The sequence below is a fragment of the Actibacterium sp. genome (assembly GCF_055134745.1).
Map to the genome: position 1 here is coordinate 1 of NZ_JBSRVX010000041.1, position 18,209 is coordinate 18,209.

General features: G+C 60.9%; 20 protein-coding genes and 1 riboswitch. Of the genes, 4 read left to right on the forward strand and 16 right to left on the reverse strand.

The features are described from left to right. The coding region (locus ACTCHC_RS08655; RefSeq protein ID WP_463022100.1) for a twin-arginine translocation signal domain-containing protein at positions 1–93 on the reverse strand (93 nt) is incomplete at its 3' end. Continuing rightward, entirely contained in the window at positions 90–1,094 is a 1,005-nt protein-coding gene (locus ACTCHC_RS08660; RefSeq protein WP_463022101.1) for an ABC transporter ATP-binding protein, read from the reverse strand. The genes ACTCHC_RS08655 and ACTCHC_RS08660, both read right to left, overlap by 4 nt. A gap of 243 nt (positions 1,095–1,337) precedes the next feature. Between ACTCHC_RS08660 and ACTCHC_RS08665 the strand changes: the two genes are divergently transcribed. Next, positions 1,338–2,042: a GntR family transcriptional regulator gene (locus ACTCHC_RS08665; RefSeq protein ID WP_463022082.1), complete on the forward strand. Its 705-nt coding sequence runs from the start codon at positions 1,338–1,340 to the stop codon at positions 2,040–2,042. 11 nt (positions 2,043–2,053) lie between these two features. Next, positions 2,054–2,863, forward strand: a complete 810-nt coding sequence (locus tag ACTCHC_RS08670) for a GNAT family N-acetyltransferase (RefSeq protein WP_463022083.1) — start codon at positions 2,054–2,056, stop codon at positions 2,861–2,863. A gap of 20 nt (positions 2,864–2,883) precedes the next feature. Here ACTCHC_RS08670 and ACTCHC_RS08675 read toward each other — a convergent pair whose 3' ends face one another. From ACTCHC_RS08675 to ACTCHC_RS08695, 5 genes are read right to left on the reverse strand one after another with little or no spacing between them, the layout of a single operon-like run. Beyond that, positions 2,884–3,333, reverse strand: a complete 450-nt coding sequence (locus ACTCHC_RS08675) for a hypothetical protein (protein WP_463022084.1) — start codon at positions 3,331–3,333, stop codon at positions 2,884–2,886. Position 3,334: 1 nt separating this feature from the next. Further along, positions 3,335–4,606, reverse strand: a complete 1,272-nt coding sequence (locus tag ACTCHC_RS08680) for an agmatinase family protein (protein WP_463022085.1) — start codon at positions 4,604–4,606, stop codon at positions 3,335–3,337. Then, entirely contained in the window at positions 4,590–5,357 is a 768-nt protein-coding gene (locus ACTCHC_RS08685) for an ABC transporter ATP-binding protein (protein ID WP_463022086.1), read from the reverse strand. The genes ACTCHC_RS08680 and ACTCHC_RS08685 overlap by 17 nt, the downstream gene beginning before the upstream one ends. Next, positions 5,354–6,169, reverse strand: coding sequence for an ABC transporter permease (locus ACTCHC_RS08690; RefSeq protein WP_463022087.1), 816 nt, complete (start codon positions 6,167–6,169; stop codon positions 5,354–5,356). The genes ACTCHC_RS08685 and ACTCHC_RS08690 overlap by 4 nt, the downstream gene beginning before the upstream one ends. Positions 6,170–6,207: 38 nt before the next feature. Next, on the reverse strand, positions 6,208–7,263 hold the full coding sequence (locus tag ACTCHC_RS08695) for a putative urea ABC transporter substrate-binding protein (RefSeq protein ID WP_463022088.1): 1,056 nt from the start codon (positions 7,261–7,263) through the stop codon (positions 6,208–6,210). Positions 7,264–7,357: 94 nt separating this feature from the next. Further along, positions 7,358–7,463: riboswitch (guanidine-I (ykkC/yxkD leader) on the reverse strand. 397 nt (positions 7,464–7,860) lie between these two features. On the opposite strand from ACTCHC_RS08695, the gene ACTCHC_RS08700 reads away from it, so the two are divergent. Continuing rightward, positions 7,861–8,082: a hypothetical protein gene (locus ACTCHC_RS08700; RefSeq protein ID WP_463022089.1), complete on the forward strand. Its 222-nt coding sequence runs from the start codon at positions 7,861–7,863 to the stop codon at positions 8,080–8,082. Between the two features lie 105 nt (positions 8,083–8,187). Then, a complete protein-coding gene (locus tag ACTCHC_RS08705; RefSeq protein WP_463022090.1) occupies positions 8,188–9,201 on the forward strand; it encodes a hypothetical protein in 1,014 nt (337 codons plus the stop codon). A gap of 18 nt (positions 9,202–9,219) precedes the next feature. On the opposite strand, the gene ACTCHC_RS08710 is transcribed toward ACTCHC_RS08705, so the two are convergent. From ACTCHC_RS08710 to ACTCHC_RS08750, 9 genes are all read right to left on the reverse strand, one after another. Further along, positions 9,220–10,074 (reverse strand): hypothetical protein, encoded by an 855-nt coding sequence (locus ACTCHC_RS08710; protein ID WP_463022091.1) that lies wholly within the window; start codon positions 10,072–10,074, stop codon positions 9,220–9,222. 268 nt (positions 10,075–10,342) lie between these two features. Continuing rightward, a complete protein-coding gene (locus ACTCHC_RS08715) occupies positions 10,343–10,795 on the reverse strand; it encodes a MaoC family dehydratase (protein WP_463022092.1) in 453 nt (150 codons plus the stop codon). Positions 10,796–10,839: 44 nt separating this feature from the next. Next, positions 10,840–11,559: an ABC transporter ATP-binding protein gene (locus tag ACTCHC_RS08720; RefSeq protein WP_463022093.1), complete on the reverse strand. Its 720-nt coding sequence runs from the start codon at positions 11,557–11,559 to the stop codon at positions 10,840–10,842. Positions 11,560–11,562: 3 nt separating this feature from the next. Next, positions 11,563–12,309, reverse strand: a complete 747-nt coding sequence (locus ACTCHC_RS08725) for an ABC transporter ATP-binding protein (RefSeq protein WP_463022094.1) — start codon at positions 12,307–12,309, stop codon at positions 11,563–11,565. After that, a complete protein-coding gene (locus ACTCHC_RS08730; protein WP_463022095.1) occupies positions 12,306–13,277 on the reverse strand; it encodes a branched-chain amino acid ABC transporter permease in 972 nt (323 codons plus the stop codon). Before ACTCHC_RS08730 ends, ACTCHC_RS08725 begins: the two co-directional genes overlap by 4 nt. Then, positions 13,274–14,152 carry a branched-chain amino acid ABC transporter permease gene (locus ACTCHC_RS08735; protein WP_463022096.1) on the reverse strand — a complete coding sequence of 293 codons (879 nt, stop codon included), beginning with the start codon at positions 14,150–14,152 and terminating at the stop codon, positions 13,274–13,276. Before ACTCHC_RS08735 ends, ACTCHC_RS08730 begins: the two co-directional genes overlap by 4 nt. Positions 14,153–14,213: 61 nt before the next feature. Beyond that, positions 14,214–15,335 (reverse strand): ABC transporter substrate-binding protein, encoded by a 1,122-nt coding sequence (locus ACTCHC_RS08740; protein ID WP_463022097.1) that lies wholly within the window; start codon positions 15,333–15,335, stop codon positions 14,214–14,216. 132 nt (positions 15,336–15,467) lie between these two features. Continuing rightward, on the reverse strand, positions 15,468–16,400 hold the full coding sequence (locus ACTCHC_RS08745) for an alpha/beta hydrolase (RefSeq protein WP_463022098.1): 933 nt from the start codon (positions 16,398–16,400) through the stop codon (positions 15,468–15,470). A 29-nt stretch (positions 16,401–16,429) separates the two neighbouring features. Next, positions 16,430–17,908, reverse strand: coding sequence for a flavin-containing monooxygenase (locus tag ACTCHC_RS08750; RefSeq protein WP_463022099.1), 1,479 nt, complete (start codon positions 17,906–17,908; stop codon positions 16,430–16,432). Between the last annotated feature and the right edge of the window lie 301 nt (positions 17,909–18,209).

Below are 18,209 nucleotides of genomic sequence, written 5' to 3' on the forward strand. Positions count from 1 at the left end.
CCAGATCATCGGCGCGCCCAGCGTGCTGGCGGCGGCAAAGGCGGCGCCACCTTTCAGCAGGCTTCTTCTGTTCACTTGGGTCATTGTCCTCATCTCCTTGTCGGGTTGTGGTCGGTGGCCAGTTGGTGAAGGTTTTCCTGGTCCCAGATCAGACCGACCCGGTCGCCTGGGTTATGGGGATGCTGATAGAACAGCCGGTCAGCCAGCAGGGCGGTCACATCCTGATCGCCCACGGTGCGCGCAGTGACTGCAACATGGGTGCCCTGATATTCGATGCCTGTGATCGCGGCCTGCAGCCGGCCCGCATCGGGGCTGGTCAGGCCAACGGCATCGGCGCGGATGGCAAAATGCCCGTCGGGCAGGGCGATGACGTTATGCCCGCCCATGAACCGCGCCACGAATTCGGTTTTCGGGGCGTTGAACACATCGCGGGCGGGGCCGGCCTGTTCGATCACGGCATTGTTCATCAGGACGATTTCATCTGCCAGCGCCAGTGCTTCATCCTGACCATGCGTGACATGGACAAAGCTGATGCCCAGCTCTTGCTGCAGCTTGCGCAGTTCGGCGCGCATCCTGATGCGCAGGAACGGGTCCAGCGCCGACAGGGGTTCGTCCAGCAGCAAGACCTGCGGGCGGGTGATCAGCGCGCGCGCCAGCGCGACGCGCTGTTGCTGCCCGCCTGACAACTGGTCCGGCATGCGGTCGCTCAGCTGTGTCAGATCGACCAGTTCCAGCATTTCGGCGGCCTTGCGGCGGCGTGGGCCGACGTCTTCGCCCTTCATCTTCAGGCTGAAGGCCACGTTGTCGATCACCGACAGATGCGGGAACAGGGCATAGCTTTGAAACATCATCGCCGTGCCGCGCCGGGCGGGCGGCAGATGAGAGATGTCGCGCCCGCCCAGCAGGATCGACCCGTCCGACACGCTTTCATGCCCGGCAATCATGCGCAGGGTCGATGATTTTCCGCATCCCGACGGACCCAGCAGGCAGGTATAGCTTGCAGGCCTGAAGCGATGGCTGACGGCATTGACGGCAACCGTCGCGCCATAGCGCTTGGTCACGCTTATCAGTTCCAGGTCTGTGTCGGTTTTGATCATGGCAGCCCTTCCATTGTGGCGATGAGAGCGCGCCGATGTCGGGCTGACAAATGAATGTGTGCGTTGCGCGGGGCAAAAACCGGCCTTGCCCAATGCTTGCGCGCGATAGCGGGGCAATGCTCAAATTATGGACACAATATTGTATACAATGATGGATGCATCGGCGGCAGCGACTCGCGCGCCCTTGCCGTCTTGTAAGGCGGGGGCCCGTCTGACAATAAATACAGGGTAAGGATCACGATGAACAAACAGACCATCCCAGCCTCGTCATTGATCAAGAACGCCGCGGGCGATTCGGTGGCGGCGGCCTTGTCGCTGGCCATTCACGAACATCGGCTGGCCCCGGGCACCAAGCTGGGCGAGGACGAGATCGGCGAAATCTTCGGCGTCTCGCGCACCGTGGTGCGGGCGGCGCTTCAGTCGCTGGCGCATATTCAACTGGTCGAGATTCAGCGCAATCGCGGGGCCTTCGTGGCGCAGCCCTCGCTGACCGAGGCGCGCGAGGTGTTCGAGGCCCGCGAATTGCTGGAGCCGCGCACGGCGCGCACGGCGGCGGCCCGCGCCAGACCGGAAGATATCGAGCTGCTCAAACGGCATATCGCCGATGAACATGCGGCCCTGGCCGCCGCCGATCATGGCCGGGCGCTGCGGCTGTCGGGCAGTTTCCATATCGAAATCGCCCGCATTGCCGATCAGGCCACGATTGCCGGTTTCATCGAGGCGCTGATTGCGCGCTCGTCACTGATCATCGCGCTGTATTGGCGGCGTGAAAGCGCGCTGTGCGAAAGTTTCGCCCATCACGCGCTGGTCGAGGCGATCGCAGCCGGAAACGGCCAGCGGGCCGAGGAACTGATGCGCAGCCATCTGGTCGATCTGCACACCGCGCTTGACCTAAAGGACAGAACCGCGCCGGCCCGGTCGCTGCGGGATGCGCTGCGCCCATGACGGTGCGGCGGATGACGGCGGATGACCTGGCCCTGGTTCTGGACTGGGCCGCCGCCGAGGGCTGGAATCCCGGTCTGGATGACGCCGCCGCCTTTTTCGCCGCGGATCCGGGCGGGTTTTTTATCAAGGAAGTTGCCGGCCGCCCCGTCGCGGCCATAGCGGTGGTCAATCATGACCCGAACCATGCCTTTCTGGGGCTGTATATCTGCCAGCCGGGCTGGCGCGGGCAGGGCCATGGCACAGAGGTCTGGCGCGCGGGCCTGCGCCATGCGGGGGCACGCTGCATCGGGCTGGACGGTGTGCCGGACCAGCAGGCGAATTATGCCCGGTCGGGCTTTGTCCTTCATGGCCGCACCCGGCGTTTTGGCGGGCAGATCGTGCGGGGCGTGGCGCCTTTGGCGGTTCCGGCCACGGATCGCACGGCGCTGATCGGTGCCGACAGGCAGGCCACGGGTTTCGATCGCGCGCGTTTTGCCCGCGCGTGGTTTTCCGACAGCACGGCGCGGCGCACGCTGTGCCTGCCCGAAGGGCCCGCCGGGCAGAATTTCGCGACATTCCGCAAATGCCGGGACGGGGTCAAGATCGGCCCGTTGCACGCCTGCAATGCGGATGCTGTGCTGGCGCTGCTGGCCAGCGCCCCGGCGGAATTTGGCGACGGGATGTTGTATATCGACGTGCCTGACAATGCGCCGCGACTGGCGGCGCTGCTGACGGGGCAGGGGTTCACACCGGTATTTGAAACCGCCCGCATGTATTCAGGCCCGCCCCCCGTGGCGGCCCCGCCATCCTTTCACGCGGTCGCCAGCCTGGAACTGGGATAAGGCGCAGCCTGACCCGGCGGTTACGGGGCGGCGCGTTCCGCGGCCTGTTTGTGCAGGATGAAGTCGCGGATATCGGTGATCTGCTTGGCCTCGAGCGAGACATAGACCAAACCCATGTTGGTGCGTTCGGTGACCATCTGCCCCGGATAGGGCAGATAGCTCAACTCGCGCGAACCGAAAGAGGGTGACGCGGTGCCGACCTGCCATTCGGTCGTCAGATGCACATCAACCAGCTTGAGCGAGGGACCGCCGCCGAAGGGCGTCTTTTCCAGGGGCACCCCGGCCAGCCGAAGATAGGACATCTTGTCTTTTGCCGAACAGAACCCGTCGATGAACTGGTCGCACAGGATCTGCAATTCGGCGGCCATGTCGACATCATGCATATGGCTGTGCATATGCGCGCCCGTCGGGTGGTGATTATGGTCATGGGCGTGGTGATCGCCATCGTGGTGGTGATGATCATGCGGCATGTTATTTCCCTTTCGCGCGTGTCGTCCAGCGTTTGCCATGAGTGGCTTCGGAATAGTCGCTGCCGATGGGCACCTCGATGGGTTTGTCGATATGGCGCTTGTGGGCGCCCAGCGTCCCGGCCGAAACCATCGCGCCCAGAACATCCACGATCACCCGCGTGCCCATCAGGGCGGTGATGTCGGATTGGTCATAGGGCGGGGACACCTCGACCAGTTCCATGCCGCAGATACCCGCCGCGGCCACCTTGCTGACCAGCGCCAGCGCCTCGCGCGGCAGGAAACCGCCCGGTTCGGGCCAGCCGGTGCCGGGCACAAAGCCGCAATCTATGCTGTCGATGTCGAAGGACAGATAGACCATGTCGACCCCGTCCCAGGCCATGTCCAGCGCCATTTCAACGGTCTTGTCGATGCCCATGCGTTCCATGTCGGACATGGTGATGATGTTGGTCTGACGTTCCCGCGCGACCTTGACCGCCTCGCGCGGGACCTGCCAGCCGCCAATGCCGATCTGAACCAGATTGCGGGCGGGAACATTGGGCAGATTGGTTGAATGAAACCAGGGGGTTGTGTGCATCCTTTCATCCAGATCCTTTTCCTGGATATCGGCGTGACGGTCAAAATGGATGATTCCGATCTTCTTGGATGTGGTGGCCGCGATGCCACGCACGCAGGGAAAGCCGATGGAATGATCGCCCCCGATGACGATCGGCATCGACCCCGACGATGATACATGGCTGACCGCGCGGCTGATCTGGTCAAAGGTCTTTTCGATATTGCCCGGGATCGTGAAGATGTCGCCGGCATCACACAGCGACATTTCTTCGCGCAGATCGACGCCGATCTCATAGTTATAGGGCGTATACAGCGCCGAAATCTTGCGCACCCCCTGCGGCCCGAACCGGGTGCCGGGGCGATAGGTGGTGCCCCCGTCGAAAGGCGCGCCCAGCACGGTTGCGTCGTAATCGCCCACCTCGGTCACGTCTTCGGCATAGGGGGCCTTCAGAAAGGTGTTGATTCCGGCATAATGGGGCAGCTCGCCACGGGCGAAGGTCGGGATCGAGCGATCCTCGATACTGTCCGCCGCCGAAAGACCCATGCGCAGCGCCCATGCCTTTTCCTTTTCCCACTCCTTGCCGGGAATGTCCTTTTCCGCATGCATCGCCTTCCATCCCAGCAGCTTGGACAGGTCGGGGTGATGAAAGCGGCGCTCGTCATGCGCGCGATCCGCAGGGTGGTGTGAGGGTCTGCGATCGCGGCTAGGGCACGGGAACATGGGTCTTCTCCTTGAGATGCTGAAACGGGATGCCGCCATCGCGGGCATCGAAGTCATAGGTGATGGTGGCGCCATAGGCCTCGGGCGCTTGCGGATCCCAGCGGGTCTTGTCGAATACCAGAACGCGGTCGCCCAGCTTGAAGCCTTCCGACAGGTCATGGGTGACCATGAAGACAGTCATGCCGGTTTCCGCGCGCAGGTCCTGCAGGAAATCATGCATCGACAGCCGGGTGCCGGGATCAAGCGCGCCAAAGGGTTCGTCAAGCAGCAGGATGCGCGGTTTTGCCGCCAGCGCCTGACCGATGGCCAGACGCTGTTGCATTCCGCCCGACAGTGCGGCGGGATAGCTGTCGGCCACATGCGCCAGGCCGATCCGGTCAAGTGTCGCATCGGCCTTCTGGCGCGCGGCGCGCAGGGCGCGACCCCACAGCATGCCCCAGCCATTGGCGCCAAAGCTTTGGGCCGCGACAAGGTTCTGGCGCACCGTCATATGCGGAAAGACCGAATAGCGTTGGAACACCACACCCCGGTCCGGCCCCGGTTCGACAGCGGGCGGGGCGCCGTCGATGCTGATCCGGCCACGGCTGGGCCGTTCCTGTGCCAGAAGCAGCCGCAGAAAGGTGGATTTTCCGCAACCCGATGCCCCGACGATGGAAATGAACTGCCCTTCGTCGATGGTGACGTTCACCCGTTCCAGGATCGGGCGGTTGCCATAGCTTTGAAAGACGTCCTCGACGGTGACGAAACTCACAGCCCATCCCCCTCGACCCAGGGATAGGCCCGTTGCGACAATCGGCGCAGCCCGTAATCCATCACAAAGGCCAGCAAGGTGATCCAGGCCACATAGGTCAGGATGACATCCATCGCCAGGTATCGGCGCACCAGAAAGATGCGATAGCCAAGCCCGTTTTCGGCTGCGATCGCCTCGGCTGCGATCAGGAACAGCCATGCCGGCCCCAGTGACAGCCGCACCGCCTGGATCAGCCGCGGCATGATCTGGGGCAGGGCCACCCGTATCGCGATGATCCAGCTGCTGGCACCCAATGTCTGTGCCTTGATCAACTGCTCGCCGGGCAGTTCCAGCACCCTCTGCGACAGATCGCGGATCAGGAAAGGCGTGATGCCAATGGCGATCAGGGCGACTTTGGACACTTCTCCCAATCCGAAAACGATGAACAGGATCGGCAAGATCGCCAGCGGCGGCACCATCGAAACCACGGCGACGAAGCCTGCCAGCCCGGCCCGCACAAAAGGCAACAGTCCGATGCCAAGCCCGGCCACAAGGCCGATACCGGCCGCAATCGCCACCCCCAGCGCCAGGCGGCGCAGGCTGGCGCCGGTATCCTGCCAGAACAGGATCTTTTGCGATCTCTTGTCGGGTTCGGTCAGCAGGCGTTCCGCCGTTTCCACGATTTGCGCCGGGGCGGGCAGCAGCTTGTCTGCGGGATTGGCCGTGCGCCGGATATCCGAGGCCAGGCTATAGGCCAGCACGACCGCCAGAAAGGGCAAAAGCAGCAACAGCATGGCCAGCGGCCGCCCCGGTTTCTGATTGATCCGACGCATCGTGTTCACCGGTCGGCTTGCGCCCCCGCCCCTTGTGTCTACAGCGTGCCGTCTGCGGCCATCTGCATATAGGTCGTGTCAAAGCGGAACTTTACGTTGGCCGGATCGCCCGTGGTGGTGCCATCGGGATAGGCGACCCCCACGAAATCGGCCGATGGCGCGCCTTCGCCCAGAATGCCCTTGTCGAACAGGAATTCCGCAACATTGACCATGGTTTTAGGCAGAGCCGGATCGGCGGCAAAGGCCACGGCGGCGGCGGGGTCATAGAACATCTCGGTCGACCCGAGCTGCGCCATATAGCCGTCCAGATCCGTGCCCGAGCTTTCGGCCATTTCGGTCAGCGCGGCCTTGTCGCCCGCAGCCATCAGCGCCATAGTTTCATACCAGGCCCCCACCAGCGCCTTGCCGAAATTGGGGTTCGCCTTCAGCGTTTCGGTATTCACCACCATCAGGTCGATGATTTCGCCCGGAATATCGGCGCTGTCGAAAAGTTTTGTCGTGCCGGGCATGGCCATGATCTCGGCCACCAGCGGGTTCCATGTCACCACCGCCTGAACGTCATCGGTGGCAAAGGCCGCGATCATATCCGCGTCGGATGTGTTGACGACGCCGGCAAGGTCGGCCTCTTGCAGGCCAACGCTGTCCAGCGCGCGCGCCAGCAGGTAATGCGATACCGACAGTTCCACCAGATTGACAGGCTTGCCCGCCAGCGATGCCAGATCGCCGTCGCCTTTCAGCAGAACCGCGTCATTGCCGTTGGAATAATCGCCGACGATCAGCGCGGTCGTATCAACGCCGCCGCCCGCCGGGATCGACAACGTATCCATATTGGTGGCCGAAACCCCGTCAAAAGCACCGGCGGTATACTGGTTGATGGATTCGACATAATCGTTGATCTGCACGATCTCGACATCAATGCCGTATTTGTCGGCCCATTTGTCCATGATGCCGCTGTCTTCCATGTATCCCCATGGCATCCAGCCGACATAGATCGACCAGGCGACCTTGAATTCGGTTTTTTCCTGCGCGAAGGCGGGGGCGGCAATGACGGATACCATCGCCGCGGCACCCAGAAGCGTTGCACGTATGTCCATGATCGGTCTCCCGTTATCTGCGTCCCGCCTGGCTTTGGATAGAGTGGTGCAACCCATGGCAGAACGGAGAGATTCTGGTTGACCAAACGCAGTACTCTCCCGGGATTTTGCCCCGCCGTGTACCGGTGCGGGATTGACCGCATCGGCGGCATCTCTCGGACCTGACCCGCATGTGCGGCGGAACCCTAGACACCCTGCACCCCGATTAGGATCGTGACTCGGGCCGCAAACAAGCATCTAGAGGAAAATCCGCCGCCTGGATGCCCGCAATGCGATGTATTCCCGCAAAAGCGGCGCGAACTGCGCAAAAAACAGCCTGATTTGAGTCGCCCGCATGAGGGATGATCCTCGGCCATGGCCCAAGTGCCCCGTCCGGCTCGCAAGGGTGGGGTGAATCCGCGCTGTGTCAGCCGCTTTCGCCGCCGGTGCGGGCGGGCAAAATTTAGGCAAAACGCGCGAAAAGCGGCTTGTGGCCTGGGCTGCGGAAAAGCCGCCGTTGCCCGATCCGACCCGTTCGTGATAGCCAGACAGTGCCCGCCCGACAGGTTTCATCGGCGGGTCCGACATCCTGATTTGAGCAGCAGAGGATAATTTTCAATGGAAGCGACCAAGGAAATCACCAAGGAAGAACGCGACATCCGGATCGCATTGGCCAAGGCCCTGTGGCGCCAGGAGGCTGGTGATTCCGTTCCGACTGACGGCAAAGCGCGACAGGAAGCCTTCGAGGCAGTGCGCAAGGAGATGATCACCAAGGCGGTCAAGATTCAGAAAACACTTGAGCGGCTGGGCTATACGATAGCTGTGAAAATCGACGCCTGATTTTTCCAGGATCGTTAAGTGTAAGTCGCCTCTACCCCAGCGGCGGCTTCATTGATTTATCTATTTTCAACGGCTGCATTCGATCAGCTTACAAGAAAGACCTGAATGAATACGACTAATGCGTTCTCGTCCCGCAATGCACCGATCTTCCTGCATGTCGGTCACGGAAAAACCGGGAGCAGTTTCATTCAGTCCAGCCTGGCCGTTTCTGCGCCGATATTGGCAGAACATGGCGTTCTATACCCCGTGTCTGGCCCACAAAAGGACAGGGCCTTGGCGGGCCACGTGAATATGGGGAATTTTGCACCCAAGACCGGCAAGAATTATCACCTGCCCGGCGAATATGGCGATCTGATTGCGGGAACCGACGACAATGGTGCAGCCAAGCTATTGTTTTCCAACGAGGCAGTCTTCACTTCCATTACAAATTTTTCCCTATTGGATGAAATAAGGGAAGCCTCGAAAGGCCGCGATGTTCATCTTCTGATGGTGATACGCGATCCGCTTGATCATGCGATATCCGGTTATCAGCAGAACCTGAAAGAGGGGCGCATTCAATCAATTGATATGTTCTTGCGGAATTATTCTTTTCTGAACCGTGTAAAGAAATTCTTTGATATCGTCAAAAATCAGCCCGTCACGCTGACCGTCCGAAACTATTCACGGCATAAAAAATCATTGCCAAACGTTTTCGAGCAGTGGCTGGAGCTGCCGCCGGGAACCCTGAAACAGCCACCTGTCGAAAAGGTGAACCGGTCGCTGACACGTGCCGAAATGCAGTTGCAGATCGCATTTCATCGCCATGTCGGACGACGTGCGCGAATATTCGTCAGTGATGCGCTGTCCAATGAATTGCCCGATATTCCGTCGGAAAAGCCCTATATCAGCGCCGAGGCGCTGCAGGAATTCCTGCCCAGGATGCAGAAGCTTGTTCAGCCGCTGAACGATCTGATCCCGGAATCAGAATGGTATCACGTCCCCACCCTGGAAGAGGCCATGGCCACAATGCCCAGCGCGCAAGAGGCGGCCAGATTTTATCTGACGGCCGAACAGATGGACGTTCTGGCGCGCAACATGGCGCGGTTCTTCAAGCCCGATCCACGACTGGCGGCAAAATAGGACGGGCAAGACGCGGGGTCAATGCGCCGTATAGCCGAAGGTTCGCGCATAATCTGTGTCACGCAGCAACGCGGCAAGACGCTGCCCTGCGGGCGATTTGAATGCGTTGGCTACATCCTGTGCAAAGGCCTTGGCGCCGCTGGTATTTTCACGCTTGAACGTTTCAACTTCGGGCAGGCCGATCCGGGTCAGATAGGCGGGCAGGCTGGTTTGCATATCTTCATAGCGGACGATGACATAATCGGTTTGATCGTCGGAATATTCCAGTATGCCGTCCGATTGCTGCATCTGGCCTAGCCGGATACCCAATGCGGGCTCGAAATGTTTGGGCAGCCAGTCAATCGGGCGCAGCAGCATGTGAAAGATGCGCTTGCCGTCGCCGCTTTGGGCGAATGGCGTGTCGGCGAAAGCCGCCTGACCTTTGCGCGGTGCGGCCAGAAAGGCATCGACGCCGCCATTTGCCTCAAGAATATCGCAGGTCGTGTTCAGGGCCAGCGTAAGCCCTTGCTCGACGATCTCTTCATCGGTTTCGGGCGTGATACCCTGGTTGGCAAGCAGCTGTTTCAGACCCGGCAGATAGCCTTCGATATCCTGAACGAAGCTGGATCTGGCCCAGTCAAGCGGTTCCCGCGTCAGCGAGATGATCAGCAACCGCAGGCGGGTCTGACCGGCGCGGATCTGGTTCACGCGCCGGGTGATTCTTATGTTTTGCAGAAACTGTCCCAGTTGATGCTTGAAAAAATACTGGCTTACACCCGCGTTTGTGATGGAGGGTATGATATCCGCCAATGCCTTTTCGCCAAGGAAATGGCTTTGAACCGCGTCGATTCCATCAAGCGCGTCAAGCGTGGCAACGATGGATGTACTCGCCACCTTGCCCATCTGATAAACGACTACGTATCGGCTTTGCATCTTGCCCTAACTTCTCTGATCGGGGGCTGCCCGGGAACCCCCCAGTAACGCTGTCTCGGCCCGGGCTTTGTTGCCGGGCCAACAGGCAAATGCTGCCCGTTCAACGTGATATCAATGGCAGCCCGGTCCTTAATTCGCAAGCCGGTATTCACCTCGGAATATGCAATGAAGCCATGTAAGCTACGAAAACGACACGCGAATTGCATGGATTCTGGCCCTTCCAACAGCCTTAATAGGCCAGCGTCAGCATATCGGCGACAAGGGCGGGGCGGTCGCTGCCCTCCAGTTCCATGGTGAAGGCGCGGCGGATCATGGTGCCGCCTTTTTGCTTGCTGGCCTCGGTCACGCGCATGTGCAGGCGCAGGCGGGCGCCGGCAGGGACGGGGGCGGGATAACGCACCTGGTCGCAGCCATAATTCAGCGCCCGGCCGTGCCTGGTGATGGTCATGATCTGCCGCGTCATGCCGGGTATCAGCGACAGTGTCAGCAGGCCATGCGCGATGGTGGCGCCGCCGGGCAATTCGCGAGCCGCGCGTTCGGCATCGACGTGATACCAGTTGTCATCGCCCGTCACCTCGGCGAACTTGTTGATCATGTCCTGGGTCACGGTCATCCAGTCGCTGGGGTCGAAGTCGTGGCCGATGTAATTTTCCAGTTCATTGATCTTTTCGATGATGATCATGTGCGGGCCTTTCTTGCATGGGTCTGTCGGGGTCGTGCAGGGCGTCAGGCGTCGGCCATATGGCCGCCCAGGAACAATTGTCCGACCTTGGGATCGTTCAGCAGTTTGTCCGCACGGTCATACATGCGGGTCTGGCCAAGTTCCAGCACCAGCCCGAAATCAGACATCGCCAATGCCGCCTTGGCGTTCTGTTCCACCATCAGGATCGTCACGCCCTGGTCGCGCAGGGCTTGCAGGGTGCGAAAAACCTCTTGCACCAGATTGGGTGACAGGCCGATGGATGGCTCGTCGATCAGGATCAGCTTGGGGTCCAGCAACAGCGAGCGCGCCACTTCCAGCTGTTTTTGCTGACCGCCCGACAGTTCGACGGCCTTGCGGTTGCGAAATTCGCGCAGCATCGGGAACTGGTCCATGACCGTTTCGATACGTTTGCGGACCCGCGCCTGATCGGGGGCGGTGATGCCGCCCAGTTCCAGATTGTGATAGACCGACAATTGCGGCACCACGTTGCGGCCCTGCGGCACATAGGTCACGCCATGGTCGATCATCTGCTTGGGGGTTTGGCGTGTGACATCCTTGCCCTCCAGCAGCACCTGCCCGGAATGGATGTTCAACAGGCCGAAGATCGCCTTGAACACCGTTGATTTCCCGGCGCCGTTCGGGCCGATCACGGTCGTGATGCTGGCCTTGGGTATCGTGAAGGAAACCCCGTTCAGGATGGTGATCTTGCCATAGCCGCCGTAAAGGTCTTTCAGTTCCAGCATGATCTATCCCCCAAGATAGGCATCAATCACCCGCTGGTTGCTCCGGATCTGGTCGGGGCTTCCTTCGGCGATGACCTGACCTTCGGCCAGAACGATGATCCGCGTGCACAGCGACATCACGAACTCCATGTTGTGTTCGATGATCACGAATGTTGTGCCGTTGAGTCGGTTATAGGTTTCAAGCCTGTCCTTCAGATTGCCCAGCATGGTCAGGTTCACCCCGCCCGCCGGTTCATCCAGCAGCACCAGCGATGGCCCGGCCATGAAGGCCATCGCGGCATCGACCAGCTTTTGCTGCCCATAGGACAGGGCGCCGGCCGGTTCGTCGCGCAGATGTTCCAGCTGGAAGAATGCGATCATCTGGTCGGCGCGCGCGGTCAGCCCGGCATCCGATGGCCCGAACAGGCGCGACAACATCGTGCCGTGGTGCTCTTGTCCGGCCAGGATAATGTTGTCCAGCACGCTCATCTGCGGAAAGACCGACAATTGCTGAAAGGTGCGCCCCACGCCCAGCTTGTTCAGGGCGCAGGCCCGCATTCCGGCAACGTTGCGGCCATTGACCTGCACCTTGCCGCTGTCGGGTCTCAACTGGCCCAGCACACAGTTGAACAGCGTGGATTTTCCAGACCCGTTCGGCCCGATCAGCCCCAGGATTTCACCCTTGTTGACGTCAAAGCTGACATCGTCGACAGCGCGGATGCCACCAAAGCGTTTGGAAATGTTGCGCAGGCTCAGAACCGTATCTGTCATAGCTGTGGCCCCCGATTCATGTCCTTTCGGGTTTGGCGGCGGGCGCGAAAGCGCGCGGCGATCTTTTGGCCGGCGCCGATCAGCCCGCCCGGTGAATAGACCATCAGCACGATCACCAGAATGGCATAGTAGATCAGGTAATATTCGGTGAACCGGAACAGTTCGGGCACCAGAATGACCACGGCTGCCCCCAGGATTGGCCCGAAAAAGAACCCCGATCCGCCCACCACCACCATCAGCAGCAGTTTCAGCGAATGGATCAGCGAAAACGATCCCGGCTCGATGAATTGAACCAGCGGGGTCATGATCGCCCCGGCCAGACCGCCATAGGCCGACCCGATGGCAAAGGCCAGCAGCGTGGTGCGCCGGATATCGACGCCCAGTGAATCAGCCCGCACCGGGTTTTCGCGCAGCGCCCGAAAGGCCCGGCCCCAGGGCGAATTCACGATCCAGGCGAACTTGGCCGCCGCAATGACAAAGCAAACCAGCGTGAAGTAATAGAAGGGCAACTGCTTCATCGTGTTGACCACGCCGAAGTCGGGCCGTGGCATGCCCACCAACCCGAAAGAGCCGCCGGTCAGCCATTCCTCGTTGCGCAGCACCAGAAATACCAGCGTGTTGAAGGCCAGCGTGACAAAGGCCAGGAAATGATGCTGCACCCGCAGCGCCGGATAGCCCAGCAACAGCCCGATCACGAATGTGGCCAGCACCGCGCAGGGCATGGCCAGAATCCAGTGAATGCCGTTCAGCGTCATCAGCGCGGTGACATAGGCGCCGATCCCCATGAACGAGGCCTGCGCCAGCGACACCTGCCCGGCATAGCCCAGCGTCAGGTTCAGCCCCATCGCGGCGATGGAAAACAGCAGCCACGAACACAGGATATAGATGAAATAATTGCCCTGTCCCAGCGGCGCGACGATCAGCGCCGCGATGCCGATCAGGGCGATGAACAGTGTCTTGCGGGTCATACCGTGCGCCCCTCGGACGTGCCCAACAGCCCTTGCGGGCGCACCAGGATGATGACGATCAGCAGGATCAGCGGCACCGCCTGCCGGTATTCAGCCGAAATATAGGCCGCCGACAGGTTGTCGATCACCCCGATCAGCAGCCCGCCCACCAGCGCGCCGCGGATCTGGTTGAAACCGCCGACGATGGCCGCGATGAAGGCGACCATGCCCAGAACCTCGCCGTTGGAAAACTTGGCCAGATAGATCGGGGTGATCAGCATCGACGCGATGGCCGCCAGCGCCCCGTTGATCAGGAAGGTATACAGAACCATGCGCCGGATGTTCACGCCCAGAATTTCCGCCACTTGCGGGTTTTGCGCCGTTGCCTGCATGCAGCGCCCGGTTCGGGTGCGGCCCAGAAACAGTTGCAGCGCCAGGATCGTGCCCATCGCGATGGTGAAATTGGCGATGTCGGGCAGTGAAACCGACGCGCCGCCCAGCTTGAAGACAGTCTGGGGAAACAGGCTGGGGAAGGGCTGGCCAAGCGGCGAATAGAAGTCTTTTACGCTTTCCTTGATCAGCAAGCCCAGCGCGATGGTGGCAATCACCAGTGGCAATGTGCCATGGGCCATCATCGGCTCGACCACCAGCTTCTTGAACACCGCCCCCAGCAGCAGGATCGACAGCATGATCGCCAGCCCCATGGCCAGCCAAAGGGGCAGGCCGAATTCGGTCATCAGAGCCAGCACAAAAAACGCCGGCAGCATGACGAATTCGCCCTGGGCGAAATTTATGGTCTGTGACGCCTGCCACAGCAAGGTGAAGCCCACCGCCGCCAGCGCATAGATCGACCCCGCCGACAACCCTGACACAAGCAGTTGCAGGAATTCATTCATGGTTCAGCCCCCCGACTTTGGTCGTAATGGGCGGCGCACGGGGCGCCGCCCGGCACCCGCGTCAATTCGCGGGCAGGGTTTTCGAGATTACCTGCTTGCCGTCCCTGATCTCGACCAGGAAGCTTTCGCGCGACAACTCGCCCGTGTCGTCCCAGCATACATCCATCAGCACGCCGGGATATGTTGCCGCATCCAGGCACAGGCCATGCATGGTATCGGCAAACTTCTGGCGGTCGAAGGCGCCGATTTTCTCGGTCACATATTTCACCGTGTAAACGGCCATATAGCCCTTGATGGCATTGTGATCGGCGCCATAGCCGAACTTTTCCTTGAACTTGGCGGCCATATCCTGAATTGCGGGCACCGGGGCTTCGGCGGTCAGGCCCACATGGCTGGCCACGCCATTGGCGGCGGCACCGGCCAGGTCGATCACCTTTTGCGAGGCGATCACGGTGTCACCCACGATGGGCAGGTTCAGGCCCTGCTTGTCAGCCTCGATCAGGAAGCGGGCGCTTTCCTCTTCGGTCATGTAGGAAAATACCGCATCGGCCCCCGATGACTTGGCCTTGGCCACATCGGCGGCAAAATCGACCTGTGCCTGTTCGGTCGGGATGTCGGCGACAATGGTCAGACCCAGATCCTCGGCCACTTTGACAAAGGCATCATGTCCACCCTTGCCGAATTCGGTATTGGCCCAGACCACGGCGATGTTCTTGGCGCCGAGGTCGTTCTTCAGATAGGCGCCCAGCTTGGGCAGGCCCTTTTGTGCGCCAAAGGCGGTGCGGAAAATATAGGGGTTGCCCTTGGCGGTGATCGTCGGGCTTTCCGAGCCGGTCAACTGCGGCACGCCATTTTGCTGTGCCACCAGCATGTTCACCACGGTAGACGACGAATAGACCGTGCCCAACAGCACATAAGCGCCGCCGTCGATGGCCTTTTGCACCATGGCGCGGCTGTTTTGCGGGTCGGTCTGGCTGTCATAGGACTGAAGGTCGATCTTTTCGCCCAGAATGCCACCGGCCGCGTTGATCTCCTCGACGGCCATCTTGACGCCGTCATGCCAGACGGCCCCGGCCGCCGCACCCGCACCCGACAGTTCGGCCACATCGGCAAGACGCACATCCGCAGATGCGGCCGTGACCGCCAGCGCAAGGGCCGCGGTGGTTGTGAATAGTTTGATCATCTTGAGTTCCTCCCTGATTGGTCCTGAGCAGTCTCCTCGGATAGGGACCGACCACAAGCCCCCCCTGCTGCGCCCAGCATGCAAAGTTCCGTGGCCCTTTGGCAACAAGTTTCGCCGAGCGGGCAGGTTGGGCTAGTGTTGCTGCCCTGTGATCCGCGCCACGCGGGCATAGATATCGCGATGGGCGCGCGCGGCGGGATCTGCCAGCCGGTGCAATGCGATAAAGCCGTGTATCATGCCCTCATAACGGTGAATGTCGCAATCGATACCGGCCTTGGCCAGCTTGGCGCCATAACGTTCTGCTTCGTCGCGCAGCGGGTCATATTCGCCGGTCAATATCAACGCGGGGGCCAGGCCGGCCAGATCGGTGGCGCGCATCGGATTGGCGCGGATATCATCGCGCAGGGCAGGGTCGGGGATATACTGGTCCCAGAAATAGATCATGCTGTCCCGTGTCAGCAGATGGCCTTGGGCAAGATCGCGATAGGATGGCGTGTCGAAATCGGTATCCGTCACCGGATAGATCAGGATCTGCAGAGCGATTTCCAGCTTGATGTCGCGCGCGGCCAGCGCCGCCACGGCGGCCAGATTGCCGCCGGCGCTGTCGCCGCAAACCATCAGCGGCGCGGCGGGCTGTCCGTTACGCGCGCGCTGTTCGTTTGTCCACACGAGCGCCGCCATCGCATCGTCGAACGCTGCCGGAAAGGGGTGTTCGGGCGCCAGCCGGTAATCGACTGACACAACCGTGCAGCCGGTATTGCTGGCCAGATCGCGTGTAAAGCTGTCATAACCGGCAACCGACCCGATGACCCAGCCGCCGCCATGATAATAGACCAGATATCCTTTCGGCTTTTCGCTGGGCTCGTATACGCGGATCGGAAAGGTGGCGCCCGGCGATCCGATCTGGTGATCCGTGACCCGCCACATTTCGGGCCCGGGGCCATAAAGCAGGTCCATCGTCGTCTTCACCGCGCGGGCTTCGACCGGTGTCATCTGGTCAAAGGACGGACGGTTGGCTTTCTTGATCTCGTCGAGAATTTGCTGGGCGACAGGGTGAAGTGGCATGGGAACCTCGGGCAGGGCGAAAAGGGGTGTCAGGGCAGGGTAACAGCCGCTGTTTCATACAAGGCGTCGTCATCCGCATTTATGGCCGCGTGATAGGCGGCCATGTTATGGGGCCATTGCGTGACGATCCGCCCCGAAGGCGCGCGGTAATAGGCGCTGCCCTGTGCCTGCCAGGGGGCCACGGCCTTGATGGCCTGCTGCAACGCGTCGTTATACCGGTTCATCACGTCGCGGCGGATGTCGATCCAGGGCAGGTTCAGGCGGCGCATGCGGTTCAGTTTACGCAGGATGTAATCGCATTGATACTCGATCATCTGCAGGATCGAGCCATTATTTGTATTCGGCCCATACAGCATGAACAGGTTCGGGAAACCAGCCGTGGTGATGCCCAGATAGGCCTGCGGGCCGTCACGCCAGGCATCAGACAGGCGCAGCCCGTCGCGTCCCGTCAGTTCGATCACCGACAAAAACTTGTTGGCGTGATAGCCCGTGGCCAGGATCAGCGTATCCAGCGGCGCGGACTGGCCTTCGGGCGTGGTGATCGTCTGCGCGTCGATCCGTTTGGCCCCGCCGGCCAGAACCTTGACATGGGGCAGGTTGAAAGCGGGGTAATAGGCATTTGAATACAGCGGCCGTTGCGCGCCCAGCGGCACCTGCGGGCGCAGTTTTTCGCGGGTTGCGGGGTCGGTGACAGCGGCCCGGTTGGCATCCGCCGCCCGGCGCATGTCGTCCAGCACCGGCGGGTTGTCATAGGCGATGCGCACTTCCATCTGGTGGCGCTGTTCGGCGCGGGCCGCACTGACCCGGGACGGATCGGCGCGGAAGGCCTGCAATTCTGCGGGGCCGTAGACGGGATCATTCTTTGGCATGACCCAGGTCGGGCTGCGCAACACAACGGTCAGGCTGCGCGCGACCCTGGCCACCTCGGGGATCAGTTGAACGGCGCTGGCGCCGCTGCCGATCACACCAATATCGCGGCCGGCCAGATCAACGCCCTGCGGCCAGTCGGCAGTATGCAGAACCTGGCCCTCGAAATTGTCCAGCCCCTCGATTTTGGGCCAGCTGACTTCATTGAACATGCCCAGTGCGCTGATGACGATATCGGCGCGGGTCGTGGCGCCTGCGGCATCGGTCAGGGTCCAATCGGCCGCAGCATCATCCCAATGCGCCGCAGTGATCCGGGTGTTCAGCCGGACAAGGGGCATGAGCCCGTATTTGCGGGCGCAATCCTGCATATAGGCCAGAATTTCCGGCTGGGCGGCATAGGTTCGGCTCCAATCCGGCTTTGGTTCAAAGCTGAAGGAATACAGGAACGATGGCACATCACAGGCCAGACCCGGATAGCGGTTGTTGTTCCATGTGCCGCCGACCGCACCGGTTTTTTCGAACACGACAAGGTTGCTGTATCCGGCGTCGAGCAGGTATTTGACCGCGCAGATGCCGCCTGGACCCGCGCCGATGATCGCGATGCGCGGCTGTGACGCGCCGCCCTGCGTTTGATCTGTCATTTGTGTCTCGCTCCCTGACCTAGGGTTAGCGTGTTGATATGTCTGTGGCAAGCTGTCGAAAGTCAGGCGCAGGGGATAACTGCGGCATCATGAGTGTAGACATGACAACAATTTTCAGGCTGAATAACTCTGCGCATAGGAGGAATGCGCAGAGTCTGGCAGTTTCACTTTGCGCCGTCTGGTTCGGCCTGCCACCCGGGCAGGCAGGGCCGGTTGGCACTGCGTGTCGCTGCCATCCAATAAATTGATTGAGGAGGACAATCTTTGCCGAAAGTGATCTTCGTTACACCCGATGGCGAGA

What these genes read in the sequence shown, in the direction of transcription:
- ACTCHC_RS08715 (WP_463022092.1), bottom strand. Translation starts at nt 10,795, where the DNA reads ATGATCATCATCGAAAAGATCAATGAACTGGAAAATTACATCGGCCAC.
- ACTCHC_RS08730 (WP_463022095.1), bottom strand. Translation starts at nt 13,277, where the DNA reads ATGACCCGCAAGACACTGTTCATCGCCCTGATCGGCATCGCGGCGCTG.
- ACTCHC_RS08735 (WP_463022096.1), bottom strand. Translation starts at nt 14,152, where the DNA reads ATGAATGAATTCCTGCAACTGCTTGTGTCAGGGTTGTCGGCGGGGTCG.
- ACTCHC_RS08695 (WP_463022088.1), bottom strand. Translation starts at nt 7,263, where the DNA reads ATGGACATACGTGCAACGCTTCTGGGTGCCGCGGCGATGGTATCCGTC.
- ACTCHC_RS08705 (WP_463022090.1), top strand. Translation starts at nt 8,188, where the DNA reads ATGAATACGACTAATGCGTTCTCGTCCCGCAATGCACCGATCTTCCTG.
- ACTCHC_RS08745 (WP_463022098.1), bottom strand. Translation starts at nt 16,400, where the DNA reads ATGCCACTTCACCCTGTCGCCCAGCAAATTCTCGACGAGATCAAGAAA.
- ACTCHC_RS08750 (WP_463022099.1), bottom strand. Translation starts at nt 17,908, where the DNA reads ATGACAGATCAAACGCAGGGCGGCGCGTCACAGCCGCGCATCGCGATC.
- ACTCHC_RS08740 (WP_463022097.1), bottom strand. Translation starts at nt 15,335, where the DNA reads ATGATCAAACTATTCACAACCACCGCGGCCCTTGCGCTGGCGGTCACG.
- ACTCHC_RS08665 (WP_463022082.1), top strand. Translation starts at nt 1,338, where the DNA reads ATGAACAAACAGACCATCCCAGCCTCGTCATTGATCAAGAACGCCGCG.
- ACTCHC_RS08725 (WP_463022094.1), bottom strand. Translation starts at nt 12,309, where the DNA reads ATGACAGATACGGTTCTGAGCCTGCGCAACATTTCCAAACGCTTTGGT.
- ACTCHC_RS08690 (WP_463022087.1), bottom strand. Translation starts at nt 6,169, where the DNA reads ATGCGTCGGATCAATCAGAAACCGGGGCGGCCGCTGGCCATGCTGTTG.
- ACTCHC_RS08670 (WP_463022083.1), top strand. Translation starts at nt 2,054, where the DNA reads ATGACGGCGGATGACCTGGCCCTGGTTCTGGACTGGGCCGCCGCCGAG.
- ACTCHC_RS08675 (WP_463022084.1), bottom strand. Translation starts at nt 3,333, where the DNA reads ATGCCGCATGATCATCACCACCACGATGGCGATCACCACGCCCATGAC.
- ACTCHC_RS08720 (WP_463022093.1), bottom strand. Translation starts at nt 11,559, where the DNA reads ATGCTGGAACTGAAAGACCTTTACGGCGGCTATGGCAAGATCACCATC.
- ACTCHC_RS08700 (WP_463022089.1), top strand. Translation starts at nt 7,861, where the DNA reads ATGGAAGCGACCAAGGAAATCACCAAGGAAGAACGCGACATCCGGATC.
- ACTCHC_RS08680 (WP_463022085.1), bottom strand. Translation starts at nt 4,606, where the DNA reads ATGTTCCCGTGCCCTAGCCGCGATCGCAGACCCTCACACCACCCTGCG.